Source organism: uncultured Campylobacter sp., from assembly GCF_938045405.1.
In the GTDB taxonomy this organism is placed as follows: Bacteria; Campylobacterota; Campylobacteria; order Campylobacterales; family Campylobacteraceae; genus Campylobacter_B.
On the sequence record NZ_CALIMW010000109.1, the window covers coordinates 1 to 14,077 of the forward strand.

The window sequence follows — 14,077 nt, forward strand, 5'->3', positions numbered from 1 at the left end:
CGGCTTTAGCGGCGAACTAGAAAGTCTAAAAAGCGATAAAATTTTACTCTTTTCGCTCGAAGATTTTAAAATTTTACTTTAAACTGCACGCCAAAAAAGCCTAGAATATGGCGCGAGCGAGCGGTGCCGTGCACGTATGGTATGCCGCAAGAAATGAGTGGGGTGCTACCGACGGATACGCTATCTACGGGCGGCACAGGCAGAGCATGGGTAAGCACAAGGCATGACAGACGCGCTATCGATAGACAGCATGAAGGTATGTTGAGCGGACGGCAGCGCTATGGATAGTCAGACAGCGCGCCATTAGAGGCGCACTATGGCAGCAAATTTTAAACACAATCTGCAAGCAGAAAATTCGCCAAGCGCCAAATGCGAGTTTTTAAAATTTTATCACTAAATTTTAGCACAGGTTTGGACGGCTACGTCACCCACGCACAAATCAGCCACTTACGAATTTCCCGCGACTATTGATAAGCAAACACTTGCTATATGTAATTAAACTCGCGCCACTGCAAAAACGCAACTATTCATAAACAAACCTCGCACTTCAAATTCTGTAAATTTAGACTATTTTTTCACCTTGATCACATATGGCACCGATTTGATCACGCCTTTTGAAAACAGCGTCTTAGTGTCCGCATACACGGCGTCAAGCTCGGCTTTTGAGACGTCCGCATCGCTTACCTGCACGTTCTTGTCGTAGTATTTCTCGATCACGTCGATCGCGCCCTTTTGATCGCTCGGCGAGAGGGCTTTTAGATGCTTTAAAACCAGCGCCGATTTGATAAACGCGCTCTTGCCGTGCACTGGCGCAAAGATCAATTTTACGTTGCTGTTGCGAAGATACTTCGTGATCCTCTTCATCTCCTCGGCGCAATACGGGCACTCCGGATCGCCCACGATGTAGGTCACGTAGGGATTATTTTTATCAAACGACTCGATATAAGCAAATCTCGCCGGATTTATGCTTTTTAGCAGCTCAAGTGCGGCGGCGTCCCTGGCGTCCTTTAAAATTTGAGTTCTCATCTTAAATAGCGCCGCATCCGCCCCGTCTGCAAGCTTAGGCTCCTCTGTTACCGCCACTAGACTTTTGCCGTCGTCGCTAACCAAAAATGCCTCTTTTTTATCGCCAGAGCGGACGATTAGTAAATTTAGCCCGTTTAGCGAGTTTAGCTTGTCGATCGAGATGAGCTGAGCGTTTTTATCATTTAGACTTTGCTTTAGGTTTTTTACGAACTCCGCTTCGTTCGCATTCGCACCGAGCACAAAAGCCGCACACGCGGCCAAAACGTAGATGAGTTTTTTCATAGCTTCCCTCCCCTTAAAATTTCGCCAATTATATCAATTTAAAATAAAATTTGTTATAATCGCGCCTCATTAATTTAAGGAGAAATTTATGGCTTATTCAATGGGCGATCTAAAAAAAGGTCTAAAAATCGAGGTGGACGGAATTCCGTTTAAAATCATAGAATACCAACACGTAAAACCGGGCAAAGGGCCAGCTTTCGTGCGCGTTAAAATAAAATCTTTCATCGATGGCAAGGTGCTTGAAAAGACCTTCCACGCAGGCGATAAATGCGAAGCGCCGAATCTTGAGGAAAAAGAGATGCAGTATCTCTACGATGACGGCGAGGCGTGTCAGTTCATGGATACTGATAGCTACGAACAGATCGCGATCAGCGACGAGGATGTGGGCGAGGCGAAAAAATGGATGCTAGATGGCATGATGGTAAATATAATGTTTTACAACGGCAAGGCGATCGGCGTGGATGTGCCGCAGGTGGTGGAGCTTAAGATCGTAGAAACTGCGCCAAATTTCCGCGGCGATACGCAGGGCAGCAACAAAAAGCCCGCCACGCTTGAGACCGGCGCCGTGGTACAGATCCCATTTCACGTGCTCGAAGGTGAGGTCATCCGCGTTGACACCGTCCGCGGCGAGTATATTGAGCGCGCAAATAAATAATCCCCCCTGTTTTTGCGAAATTTTGATTTCGCAAAAATTTCCTCTTTCTTTTGAAATTTATAAACTCCGAGCGATAAATTTAAACCGCGACCGTCACGTAAATTTTAATTAAAATGACTTTTTGGATTCGCCGAAATGCGGGATAATTTAGTCTAAATTTTACGCAGCGCTGATTTTTGCAAAATTTAGGATGGTTTTACGATTAAATTTAGGGATAATTGAAATTTGAGTATAAAAAACGCCCGAAAGCAAATCTTGCGACCCGCTTTCGGGCTTTGAGCTAGGCTGCAACTTTAATTAGATTTAAAATTTCACCTTCACTTGGGAAACGAGGCTTAGCAAAATCTTTATTGAAGAAAAGCTTTCTGCCGTCAACTTCTACTAGAAAGTCTCCGCTGCCACCAGGGACCAACTCGACAACTGCATCCTTATAGACGCCTGTTATTTCATCTCTCACACGGAGAGCTTGCGGTCTATAAGATCAAGAATTACAATAAGTAATTACAACCTTCATCTTTATTCCTTTCTAAAAAAGTGCCACATTTTAGCAGAACTAGCTTAAATTTTAATATAAAGGCTAAAATTTCGCGCGCCTCAGCATTTAAAATTTACGAGCATATTTCGCAGTTTGCAAAGCTCTAAATTTTGCTGCTGCGGGCTCAAGGCTAGTCCTCAAATTTTAAAATTTCATCGTAGCAGAGATAAAAATCGCAGTCTCGCGCATGGAATTTCTTATCGCCGTGAAAGTGTCCGAAATACCACCGCGCGGGCCTTACGAGCTCAAAGATCCGCTCTAAATACTCAGACGTCTTATCGGGGGTACTTTTGCCGCACCAAAGGTATTCTTTTAAAAATTTCATCGCAAACCACGGCGCCGTGTGGCTCAGCACCGCGTCTATTCGCCCGCCGGAGGCGATGAAATCGCGCGCATTTTGCATCGCGCAAGCAAACTCCTCCTCGCTCGGAATTTCGCGCGCCCACCAGCTAAGCCCCGGTATCCGATGCGCCTTATCGACGCTAAGCGCACCGCCGAAGCACAAAAAATGTCGCCCTGCAATCTCGTAAATTTCGCCGCGCCGCAGCCAAAATATGTTTTCGCCGCCCACGCTCACGGTGCCGCCGAATTTCCGCTTGCGCGGCAGCTCATCCAACATATCGAAATTTTCATGGTTGCCGTCGATAAAAAGAAGCGTGGCGGGGAAATATCTTTCTATATTTTTGCGCGCCATAAACTCATCTATCCGCTCGCTCCAAAACAGCCCAAAATCCCCGAGCACGATGACGAAATCATCGGCGCTAAGCCCGCCCGCAAAAGCCTTGTTTGTTATTTTGCCGATCTCGTTTATGCCGTGCGTATCGCCGCAAAGATATATCATCTGCCTCTCCTTTTTTGCTTTCTTAAATTTAACTCGCCGCGCTTTGTCGCAACCCATGCGAATGAAATTTTAAGCGCTAAATTTTACGCAGCGCACACCGCACAGACCTTTCGCCCCTAGCCGTAACCACATAAATTTAATCCAAATTAAAAGCGTAAATTTGGGCGACATATTTTAAAAGCACAGGCATCAAGCCTATCGACGCGTAAATTTAAAGCCGCAGCTTCTGATTTAAATTCCGCGGCGCAGATTTAAGCGGCGAAATCCAAGTAGGCGCAGCTTTGCTTACTGCCGCTAAATTTTAAATTTAGCGACGAACTTTGTAAATTTTACGGCGAGCCGCCTAAATTTAAAGATTAATTTTAAAGCCTGCCGCGCAATTTCGTCGCCAGCGCTGCGCCGATTTTTTCGTAGCCCTCTTTTTGCAAGTGGATTTCGTCGGGGCGGATCAGCCCGCGCTCGCGCCAGCCGCGCCAGCCGCCATCCTCGTCCATAAGACCGGCTATGTCGTAAAACATCGCCCCTTCGTCTCGCGCTAGATGCGCTAGCACCTCCGCAGCGCGTGAGGCGTTTGGCACTTTAGGACTTCGCGGCGGCGCTACGAGCAGGATTTTTGCACCAGGAGCTGCAGAGCGGACGGAGCGAAGCAGCCCACGGACGCTTTGGTAGAATTTTTGCTCGTCAAATTTCGGATCCATCGCGTCGTTTGTGCCATAAGCGATGACTATGAGATTGTATTTAAGTCCTGAAAAATCCCTACCAAAGGCATCTGCACCCCATTTTTCGTAGAGGTTGCTAAACGCGCCGTTGCTCGCACAAGAGTCCGCAAAGCGCGCGTTTTTACGATAAATTTTATATCCTCCAAGCTCTGCTCCGTCACGCAGCGATCGAATTTCGATCGGAAATCTAAGTCGCAGCTTAGAATACTCCCATTTCTGCGGCACTTCTTGCGAAATATACGCGCTTAGCCCACTTGCATCGCGCACGCGAAAAATCTCGCCGCCCTGATCCGATTTATGTAAAATTTCGACGTAAAAATCGCCGCTAAGCTGCTTTAGCTCCAGTCGCACATTAGCGCCCTTTTTGCCGGTAGCGATCACTCCGCATAGCGGGAAATCGGGGTCTTGCTCGGTGCGGGATGAGATTACATTAAAGCCGCTTTGCTTAAATTCTATATTTTCGCTTTTGTGATATTTAGGCATCATTGCAGGCACGAAGCCGACGCTGTTTTGCACGAAAAAACCATGTCTGAAAGCATCTATCAGCGCGTCGCTTCCTAAATGCGAATCGCCAAAAAATTTCACTCCAAAGCCCGCAGAGCTTTTTGTATTTGCGGAATTTATGCCGCGGACGCCTGCGTTTGCCGCGCATCCGCCCAATAATGCGGCAAATAAAATCACTATAAATTTACTCAACTTCAATCCTTGATAAAATTTCTTTCGCTACCGCTTCGCAACCCTCTTTGCTCATATGAATGCCGTCGTCTTGGCGCACGCGCACGAGCTTGGAGCCGCTTTGCAGATAGGTTTTATAGACGCCTTTTTCGCACACCAGCGGGGTTGTTTGCATAAAATACCCGCCAAGCGCCATACTAGCGTCGGCATATATTTGATTTAGCAGCTGCGTTTTCTCCTCAAAATCCGGCTTTTGCATACACGGCATCGCTAGCCACAGCACTCCCGCACCGTGCGAGTGCGCCGTATCGTAGATCTCGCGCACTCTTGAGGCGTAAAACTCCCGCCAGCGCGGCGTTTTAATGCCATAAGTTTTACCTCCTGCGCGATACTCCCAGACGTCGTTGGCGCCCAGCAGCACGACTACGAGCTTAACGCCGCCGTTTTCGCGAAGCGCGGTATCGAGCGTCTTTTGCCAGTCAAAGGATTTCTTACTCGCAAGCCCCGTAGATTGCTTGCTAAGATCGATCACCCTCAGGCTTCGCTTCGGGAAAAATTTCTTAGCATTCATCCCCACGTATTGCATCAGGCTATCGCCCATAAAAAGCACCTCATCGCCTGCATTTAGACGGATTTTGCCATCGTCGCTAAGCGAAATTTTAGCATCGATCTCCGCGGAGCTTTGCACCGTTAAATTCTGCTCCAAGGCCTGCGTAGCAGGGAGTTGAGAATCGGAATTTTCGCCGCTTTGCAAGGTTGCGCTTGCCGTGACGGGATTTTGCGACGCAGCGGAGCTGCGCGGCACAGAGCTTGTTGTAGCCAGGCTTTGTGACACGGAATTTTGCGAAGTAGAATTTTTAGAAGCGGAATTTTGTGCGTAAGGCCCCTGCGCAGAATCGCGCGTCTTTAAATGATGCGTAGAATTATTTAAAGAGGAATTCTTCGCGGCATGGGCTTGCGGCTTGCTACCTTGCGACTTAACGCTTTGCGAAGCATCGTGATCTCGCACACTTTGCAAAGCTTGATTTTCCGCCATGCGATCTTGCGCAGATTTTTTAAAATTTTTGCTTCCGCTATGCGGACTTGCGTCCTCATCCTTGCTAATGTCCTCGCCTTTGATACGCTGCTCAAGCTTATCTGCGCCATTTGCAATCTTTTCGTAGATCTCTCCGCCTACGCGAAACGGCGAGCGGCGCAGCCATTCTTCCAGCCCAAAATCATCGTGAAATCGCTGCTCCAAATAATAAAGCAGCGATCCTTGCATAAAAAATGCCGAGAAAAGCAGCGCAAAAAGCAGAGTCGAAACAAACCTAAGCATCTAAAATCCTGCGTAGATGAAATTTGGAATTCCGCTTGGCATCAGCGCGAAAATTAGCGTGAATATCACGCCGAGCGCGAGAGCTTTAGGTAAAAACGGCAGCTCGGCAAAAAGCGCGATCAAAGTATCTTTAAGAGCTGAAATTTTAGGATAAACAAAAATCCCCGCTAAAATCACCGCAAGCACCGCTAGCTCGCTAATATCTCCGAAAACTCGCGCGCGGGTAAAAGCGCTCAAAATCGCCGCCGCATCTGGAAGGGAATTGGCGAAAAAAATCCAAGCGAAACTTACAAAAATATAGGTACAAAATAGTGCCAAATACGGATTTAGCGGCTTTACGCCCACTTTGGCAAGACATTTTAAAAACACAAGCGCTGCTCCGTGCAAAAGCCCCCAAATCAAAAAATTTAATCCCGCGCCGTGCCAGATACCAGATAGCGCAAACGCAATTAGCAAATTTACGCAGGTGCGCGCAAAGCCATTGCGCGAGCCACCAAGCGGGATATAAATATAATCGCGTATAAACGTGGATAAGCTGATATGCCAGCGATCCCAAAACTCGCCTAAATTCTTAGCCGCATAGGGCATATTAAAATTCTGCGGCAGCTTAAAGCCCATCGCAAGCCCAAGAGCCCGCGCCATATCGATAAAGCCGCTAAAATTCGTATAAAGCACCACGCCATAAAGCAGCAGTGCAGCTAGAATTTGCGCCGCGGAGGACTCAGGCTCGTCGCCGTAAACGCCTGAAATCACATCGCTATAATACGCGCCCAAATAGCCGCTAATAAGCAGCAACTTAACTAAGGCAAAAATTATAAGCACATAAATTTCATCGGCATTGCCAAAGTGCTTGAAGCGATCAAACTGCGGCAGTACTGGCTCTACGCCCTTGGCAGCGCTAGCGCGCCCGATAGGACCCATCACGACGCTGGGGAAAAATGCCAAAAAGCACGCCAAGCTCAAAAAGCCCTGCTCGCCGCATTCGCGCCTATAAACCGAGACGAAATAGGTGATCGACATAAAAACATAATATGAAATTCCAAGCGGAAACGCCACGCTATCGACGGCACCTAGGTGCAGCGCGGCAAGCGCGGCATTGAAAAACTCCCTGACGTAGCCGTAATATTTGAAAAACGCGAGAAAAAATAAGCCGCCAGCAACTGCCGCAAGCATCACCGCACGCGCTTTCGCAGTTGGTAACGGAATTTGCTTCGCTAACCCCGCTTTTTGCACCTGCTTTGCTATGCCAGCTTGTTTTGTTGCGCTCATCTGCTTGGTTGCCGCTTTACGCGAGAGCTTTTTCTTGTGCGAAAACTGCTTTGCGGGCGGTATGGTTTTCGCGACTACGCGATTGGCGCGCGCGATACACACCCCTGCAAAATATACGAAGGCACTATAGGCTGCAAGCACCAGCGCAAAGCGTGGATTTACGGAGCACATGAAGCCATAGCTTGCTAACAGGATCAGGATTTTTTGCGCGAAAATATGATTTTTGAGCGTCCAATAAACGATTAAAAACGCTAAAAAAGCAAGGACAAACTCGGGCGAAAAAAATGTCATTCAATCTTTCCAATTTAAATTTTTAAAGCTCTTGCGGGCTTTTAGACGCTCACGGCGCGAAATTTATACGAAGCGAAAAAGCCAAAAACTTTTTTTAATCGCTTGCAACGCGAGATTTTATGCGCAGGCACGGCATTGCGCCGCTAAACGCTCTAATAAATCTAGCGTCCAAATCCTTAGATTCACGGACAGCTTGCAGCAAGCCCTTGCCACGTGAGCAAAATTCCGCCACAATAGCAAAATTTAAAATCCAAATGAGAGCTCGACGCACGAATAAAATTTTTAAACGCGCTGAGCGGTTTGCCATCAAATTCTTACAAAAGCTCGCAAACGCAGTCTCATAGGTTCTACCCGCAGGACTTCAAAATAAGCGCCTTGGATCATGCTATATAAATTAGGCGCGCGACGCCGCTAAAATCTTATGAAATAATATGAGCCACTTCATCACAACTATGAGGGCTAAAATTCTACAAAGCAAAATTTTAAAAGCCAAAAATTTTGCAGCGATAATAAAATTCCGCCCGTTAAAATCTATCGCGCGAAATTACTAAGTAAATCTCACTTTAAGGCGTGATAGAAACCATCTAAAAGCTGCGCCTTATGAGCCAAAATCATAGCTTTTAATTTTTACTGCAAATTGCAGACCTGCGCCGCCATAAAGCCCCTTTTAATTTTGTGGCAGCGTAAATGCGCCTTGCGCCAGCCTCGCTCTTTCTTGCAAAAAACACAAGTTAAAATCAATGAGCTTCGCGTCGTAAAATTTTGGCTCTAGACTTGGTTTTAGCGCGACGCAACTTCAGGCTCGCCAGGCGAAATTAGTCGTAAATTTAATGCGCTACATAAATTTTAGTTTGAGCTGAAATTTAACGTAGCAGAGCCGAATCTCGCTTCGCAATCTAGCCATTCTAACGAGATAATGTAAATTTTAATTTGCAATTTAAAATTTCTAGCGCAACGATACCGGCTTTGGCTCGCGTTTTGAAATTCTAATTTAGCGGCGCGAGTTCATAAAGCGCCGCGTAAAATTGCAAATTTCAGCGTTTTTTATTCGGCTGGCGAGGTTTGTGCGCGCAAGAATTAATTTGCGAAAATTTTAAAATTTTATCGCTTGCCCCAGCCTACTTTCAGGGCAATCGCAATGAAATTTACGCTCCGCGTCTCAAGCAAAGCGAATAGTTGCAATGAAATTTCAAGCTAGCAGTCGAGATGAAATTTTACGCCGCATTTTAAAAAAATCCCGCGCCTGCCCAACTGAGAAATCCGTAAATCTCGCGCAAAATTTCACATCGCCGTATTACTTAGCAGCTATCAAATATGCTTGCCAAGCAGACGCGGTGAAATTTCATACTACCTTTTAATACTCGCTCGAAGTAAAATTTCGCGCAGCTGTTTTAGCGGTCCATACTCGAAATAAACGCTCTGCATATCGCGCAGGACCTAGTCGGAATACGCGGCTTCGGCAACCTGTCCTCGAAGCGGGCACGATAAAATTTCGCGTCGCTGTTTTTAAACTCGTGCAGTAAAATTCGGTAGCTCGCTGCCGCAAAATTTAGAGCTACCGCTCGCTCGCAGGATCTGTCCGAGCGCCGAGCTAGCGCTCGCGGCGCAGTACAATCAAAACGCTATCTTTTGTAAAATTTTCTTAAAATTCCACTTCCGATCTCTTTGGCGCTGCCATCTTCGATCATAATCGCAGTTCGATCCACATTGACGCTCTTATCGGTATTTACGATGAATTTTATCTCTATCTGGCGCGACGTGATTTGCATAGGCTTATCGATAAATAGCACGTTCACCGGTCTTTGGGAGCTTGCGGCGACATCTTTTATCAAATTTAAAAAATTAGCATAGCTCCAACTATTCGCATTGAGCTTATAAACGTCTGCGACTTCCTTTTGTAGGGCGTCGTCGTCGCATTTAACCGGAGCGCTAAACGAAATGCCTTTACTCTTTTCTTCGTCAAATTTGCAAAACTTATTCGCGGTTTGCAGAATTTTATCTTTATCAAACTGCGGCGAGCTTTGCGTTTTTAACCTTTCATAACTATCAGACGCGTATTTTAAACTATTTTGCAAACGCTTTTCTTTGCTTTCCGCCTCCGAAGCATATGCCTTTTCATAGGCTGCGTTAGCCTTGTCAAATTCCGCTTTTAACACCTCAGCGCTTACCTCGCAAGTCATCTTCACCGCCTGGATACTATTTTTGACGCTGATATCCTGCCAAGAGACCTTCTTGCACTCGCTAGAGCCGTCGATTGCATTGCCGATCGTCATGGATTTTTGTTGCGGCAGCGTATATTCTTTGACGATCTTTACGTTATCCTCGCCGCAGCCGCACAGCACAAACGCCGCAATAGCCGCGCCAGCAAATACTTTTACTTTCATTTTTGCTCCTAAAAATTTTGATTATAAAAACGACAAATGCTAAATTCAAAAGCCCGAATTTTAAAATTCCGCGCCGATCGGACCTTGAAATTTGAAATAGAATTTAGCGCGGAATTTTATCGCAAAAACGGCTGCTGGGTGGAAATTTGCCTGGCAGCAAAGTCCGTTCTGCGCGAAATTTATGCCTCTGCGCGGATGATCCTAACCGCTTCGACCATATTTTTTAGGCTCGGCTCCACCTCTTCCCATTTGCGAGTTTTTAGGCCGCAGTCCGGGTTGATCCACAGCTGCTCTTTCGGAAGCACCTCAAGCAGCGCGCGGATCTGGCTTACGAGCTCATGTACGCTAGGAATTCGCGGGCTGTGGATGTCGTAAACGCCGGGGCCGACCTCCTGCTTGTAGCCGACCGATCTAAAAATTTTAAGCAGCTCGTTGCCGCTGCGAGCGGTCTCGATGCTTATGACGTCGGCATCCATCGCCTCTATCGTTTTGATTATGTCGTTAAACTCCGAATAGCACATATGTGTATGGATCTGTGTGTGAGCACTTGCGGCGCTGACAGCGAGCTTAAAGGCACTAACGGCAAATTTTTCATACGCAGGGATGTTTTCGGATCTAAGCGGATAGCCCTCTTTAAACGCAGCTTCGTCCACCTGAACGATCTTGATACCCGCGTCTTGCAGATCCGAAATTTCATCAAAAATCGCAAGCGCAAGCTGTTTTACTATCTGCTCGCGAGGCTTATCGTCGCGCACGAAGCTCCAGTTCATCATCGTCACCGGCCCCGTTAGCATGCCTTTCATAATCTTTTTAGTGCGGCTTTGGGCATATTTGATCCACTCCACGGTCATCGGTTTTGGGCGGCTCACGTCGCCGAAAAGTAGCGGCGGTTTCACGCAGCGGCTGCCGTAGCTCTGCACCCAGCCGTTGGCACTAAATGCGTATCCGCTCATCTGCTCGCCGAAATACTCGACCATATCGTTACGCTCAGGCTCGCCGTGAACCAGCACGTCCAGACCAATCTCATCTTGAAATTTAACGCAGTCGTCGATGTAGGCTTTGATGTCACGCTCGTAGGCTTCGCGGCCAATTAAGCCCTTTTTATAGGCGTTGCGAACCTGGCGAAGCTCGGCAGTCTGAGGAAAGGAGCCGATCGTAGTGGTAGGTAAAATTCCATAGCCTAGCTCCTTTTTCTGCACCTTGATGCGATCCTCGTAGCGATCGGCGCGCTCGAATTTATTTAAATTTGCGGCACGGCTTTGCACTCGCTCATCGTGAATTAGAGGCGAGCTAGCGCGAGTTTTGGCGGATTTTTGATTCTGTTCGTAAGCCTTCATGCCGTGCTCGCACATCGGAATTTCAAAGAAAAGATGGGTTAAAATCGAAATTTCGCTTAGTTTTTCGACCGCAAAGCTTAGCCAGGATTTGATCTCGGCGCTTAGTTTGTCCTCATATTTTAGCGTAAAAGGCACGTGCAAAAGCGAGCAGGAGGTACCCACATAGATGCGCTCTTTAGGTACGTAGGCCTCGATAGCTTTGAGCTGAGCTAGCTTTTTGTCGATGTCGCTCTTCCAGATATTGCGCCCGTCGATCACGCCCGCAAAGAGCACGGTCTTAGCGTCTTTTAAAGCTTGAAGCTCTTTTTTGATATTCTCCTCGCTTGCGTAAACAAAATCGAGTCCGATCGCCCAAACATCGGTCTTTACTATCTCGCGTACGGCCTCGGTCGCGTGCTCGAAATAGGTCATAAAGATGATTTTTACGTTGCTTGCGACCTTGCTTAGGCGCTGATAAATCGGTGCGATCTTCGGCACGAGCTCAGCCGCGCGATCCGTCACGAAGATCGGCTCGTCGATCTGCACTACGACCTCGCTATCAAGCTTGCTAAGAAGCTTTAGCAGCTCCTCGTATTTCGCGGAAAGAGCGCCCAGGTGCGCGAGCGGATCGCTTTTGTCGCTTGATTTGCTAAGCGCAAGATAGGTGATAGGTCCGATCAAATTTATCTTTAGCTCGCAGGAATCCTTAAAATCGTTATTTTTCGCGGCTTTGTACTCGCTTAAAATTTTACTAGGATTTAGGCTAAATTCCGTATACGCCGAGATCTCAGGCACGATATAGTGGTAGTTTGTGTTAAACCACTTCGTCATCTCCATCGCGACTGCGTCTTTACTGCCGCGCGCCATCGCAAAATACTGCTCATGCGCCGAAAGAGCCGCAAAACGCTGCGGGATCACGCCGAAAAGCACACTGGTATCGAGCATCAGATCGTAGTATGAAAAGTCGTTTACGCTAATTAAGCCGCTCCAAGCATCCAGCTGATATTTGATGTGGCGATCTTTTAGCTCTGAGGCGACCCGCTCCAGCGCGTCATAATCGCACTTGCCCGCCCAATAGCTCTCTAAAGCCTTCTTTAACTCGCGCTGCTCTCCGATACGCGGAAAGCCCGTAACGTAACTCTTCATCTCTATCCTTTGAGTAAAATTTTGGTATGAAAATGTTGATTTTATCTAAAATTTCTTTTGCCGTCATTAAAATTTTAATCTAATCTCTAAAATGAACGAAATTTTATCCAAAAGCGCAGGGGTGGAATTTCTCGATAAAATCTGAAATGGAATTTTTATCGACGGAATTCCGTAAGTTAAAATTTTAGGATTGAATTTAAAGGCGTTAAATTCATCATAATTTAAACCTCATCGCAAGATTCTACTAAAACCTAGTAAAGCCTTGCGACGAAACTAGCCTTACCTGACACACCGCAAAGCCACTGAGCATCAAGGCTCTATGAAAGCAGTGCAATGCCTCAAATATGAAAATTCTTAGAATTTATAATTATATCCTGCGTAAACGCCGTATTTTTTACCGTCGTTATCTTCGATATAATCGCCGTCTTTGTACCACGCCTTGCTTGCTTTAAAGCCCATTTCAATCTCGCTATTGGAGCCAAACTCATACGCAGCACCTATCTTGCCGCCCAAAATGAAGCCACCCAGCGTATCGTCCGCTCTAACCCAGCCGCCATTGCTATAGTCTATTTTAACTTCAGTATCTAGCACCGAAAGCCCAGCGTAAGCACCTAGGACGAGCTTAAATCTACCGAAAAGCTCCGGCGTAAAATCCGCACCGGCTACGAAATCGTGCGTGCTCCATTTAACCTTTCTTTTCGAATTGGCATTCGAGCTGGAATCCTCGCCCTTAAATCCGTAAAAATACCCGCCGTAGGCCCTAAACGTGCCGAAGTCATATCCGGTTTTAACACCGATTTGCGGCTGTCCGTCATCAAAACCTGCAGCTTGGTTTTTGAAATTGTATCCGCCTTCGCCGCCTATGAAAAGACCCTCCGCCATCGCGCTTACTGCAGCTAAAGAGCTAAGAAGCGCCACTTTTGCAACTAAATTTCTCATCTTTACTCCTTTTAAAAAAGTAACGCAATAGTAGCGAGCTAGAGCGAAACCGCGTGTAAATTTAAGGTAAATGCACTGAGATATGAGCATCAAATGAATTTAAAATTATTAGAACGATTTCTCTTTCTAATATATGACAAATTTTACGCAATACAAAACCGCCTCTTAACTTCGCGAATAATTCTTCTTGACTTTTAGATACGAGGCTCAGGCGTAGAATTTTTAGTTTAACTTCATATATAATTTTAGACTACACTATCTTAGTAGCTTATAAATCCGCGCCGAATTGCTTAGATAAATCGGCTCAAACAAGTCTTTGTCGTAATTTTCTAGCACGAAGAGCTGAATGAAAGTCGATTCAAAGACTTTTTCATCTAAAATCAATATTCTTTCGTAGTCCGGTAAGAATATCACATAAAGATCGGAATTCTTATCTAATTGCTTAGATAATTTAACGAGCTTACCGTTTACCTCGCTCACTTGATAATATGTGTTGATCGGTATCTTTTTGCCGTTATGAATCAGATATTCGGGATCGGCACTAGGTAACATATACTCGCCATTTATGCTAGCACTTTTCCCATCCTCACCGATTTCAATATCATAGCCTATAACAGCCAGTGGATTCCAAGACTCTTTACCTGTTTCTATATCTACAGTAGAAAATTTTAAGATATTAGG

General features: G+C 46.3%; 10 protein-coding genes and 1 pseudogene. 1 reads left to right on the top strand and 10 read right to left on the bottom strand.

Translation table 11 applies throughout. The features are described from left to right. Window positions 1-567: 567 nt before the first annotated feature. Window positions 568-1,308: a hypothetical protein gene (locus Q0140_RS04015; RefSeq protein WP_297962133.1), complete on the bottom strand. Its 741-nt coding sequence runs from the start codon at window positions 1,306-1,308 to the stop codon at window positions 568-570. Window positions 1,309-1,396: 88 nt separating this feature from the next. Here Q0140_RS04015 and efp point away from each other — a divergent pair, with 88 nt between their 5' ends. Next, a complete protein-coding gene (gene efp / locus Q0140_RS04020; protein ID WP_005871146.1) occupies window positions 1,397-1,963 on the top strand; it encodes an elongation factor P in 567 nt (188 codons plus the stop codon). A gap of 280 nt (window positions 1,964-2,243) precedes the next feature. Here efp and Q0140_RS04025 read toward each other — a convergent pair whose 3' ends face one another. The 9 genes and pseudogenes from Q0140_RS04025 to Q0140_RS04065 all read right to left on the bottom strand — a co-directional run. Beyond that, the gene (locus Q0140_RS04025) at window positions 2,244-2,477 is read right to left on the bottom strand and encodes a SelT/SelW/SelH family (seleno)protein (RefSeq protein WP_255349569.1); all 234 of its coding nucleotides are present in this window, start codon (window positions 2,475-2,477) and stop codon (window positions 2,244-2,246) included. A 151-nt stretch (window positions 2,478-2,628) separates the two neighbouring features. Next, entirely contained in the window at window positions 2,629-3,339 is a 711-nt protein-coding gene (locus Q0140_RS04030) for a metallophosphoesterase (RefSeq protein ID WP_297962135.1), read from the bottom strand. Window positions 3,340-3,701: 362 nt separating this feature from the next. Beyond that, on the bottom strand, window positions 3,702-4,754 hold the full coding sequence (locus tag Q0140_RS04035; protein ID WP_297962137.1) for a GDSL-type esterase/lipase family protein: 1,053 nt from the start codon (window positions 4,752-4,754) through the stop codon (window positions 3,702-3,704). Further along, window positions 4,747-6,051 (bottom strand): DUF459 domain-containing protein, encoded by a 1,305-nt coding sequence (locus tag Q0140_RS04040; protein WP_297962139.1) that lies wholly within the window; start codon window positions 6,049-6,051, stop codon window positions 4,747-4,749. The genes Q0140_RS04035 and Q0140_RS04040 overlap by 8 nt, the downstream gene beginning before the upstream one ends. Next, on the bottom strand, window positions 6,052-7,611 hold the full coding sequence (locus Q0140_RS04045) for an MBOAT family O-acyltransferase (RefSeq protein WP_297962141.1): 1,560 nt from the start codon (window positions 7,609-7,611) through the stop codon (window positions 6,052-6,054). Window positions 7,612-9,233: 1,622 nt separating this feature from the next. After that, entirely contained in the window at window positions 9,234-9,995 is a 762-nt protein-coding gene (locus Q0140_RS04050) for a hypothetical protein (protein ID WP_297962143.1), read from the bottom strand. Window positions 9,996-10,174: 179 nt separating this feature from the next. Further along, complete coding sequence (metE, locus tag Q0140_RS04055; protein ID WP_297962145.1) at window positions 10,175-12,457, bottom strand: 5-methyltetrahydropteroyltriglutamate--homocysteine S-methyltransferase; 2,283 nt, start codon at window positions 12,455-12,457, stop codon at window positions 10,175-10,177. A 354-nt stretch (window positions 12,458-12,811) separates the two neighbouring features. Further along, window positions 12,812-13,396 carry a hypothetical protein gene (locus Q0140_RS04060; RefSeq protein WP_297962147.1) on the bottom strand — a complete coding sequence of 195 codons (585 nt, stop codon included), beginning with the start codon at window positions 13,394-13,396 and terminating at the stop codon, window positions 12,812-12,814. Window positions 13,397-13,651: 255 nt separating this feature from the next. Further along, window positions 13,652-14,077: pseudogene (locus Q0140_RS04065) on the bottom strand (acetyltransferase); the annotation flags it as partial.

Coding starts and splice junctions, on each gene's coding strand:
- metE (WP_297962145.1), bottom strand. CDS start 12,457: ATGAAGAGTTACGTTACGGGCTTTCCGCGTATCGGAGAGCAGCGCGAG.
- efp (WP_005871146.1), top strand. CDS start 1,397: ATGGCTTATTCAATGGGCGATCTAAAAAAAGGTCTAAAAATCGAGGTG.
- Q0140_RS04045 (WP_297962141.1), bottom strand. CDS start 7,611: ATGACATTTTTTTCGCCCGAGTTTGTCCTTGCTTTTTTAGCGTTTTTA.
- Q0140_RS04060 (WP_297962147.1), bottom strand. CDS start 13,396: ATGAGAAATTTAGTTGCAAAAGTGGCGCTTCTTAGCTCTTTAGCTGCA.
- Q0140_RS04050 (WP_297962143.1), bottom strand. CDS start 9,995: ATGAAAGTAAAAGTATTTGCTGGCGCGGCTATTGCGGCGTTTGTGCTG.
- Q0140_RS04040 (WP_297962139.1), bottom strand. CDS start 6,051: ATGCTTAGGTTTGTTTCGACTCTGCTTTTTGCGCTGCTTTTCTCGGCA.
- Q0140_RS04030 (WP_297962135.1), bottom strand. CDS start 3,339: ATGATATATCTTTGCGGCGATACGCACGGCATAAACGAGATCGGCAAA.
- Q0140_RS04015 (WP_297962133.1), bottom strand. CDS start 1,308: ATGAAAAAACTCATCTACGTTTTGGCCGCGTGTGCGGCTTTTGTGCTC.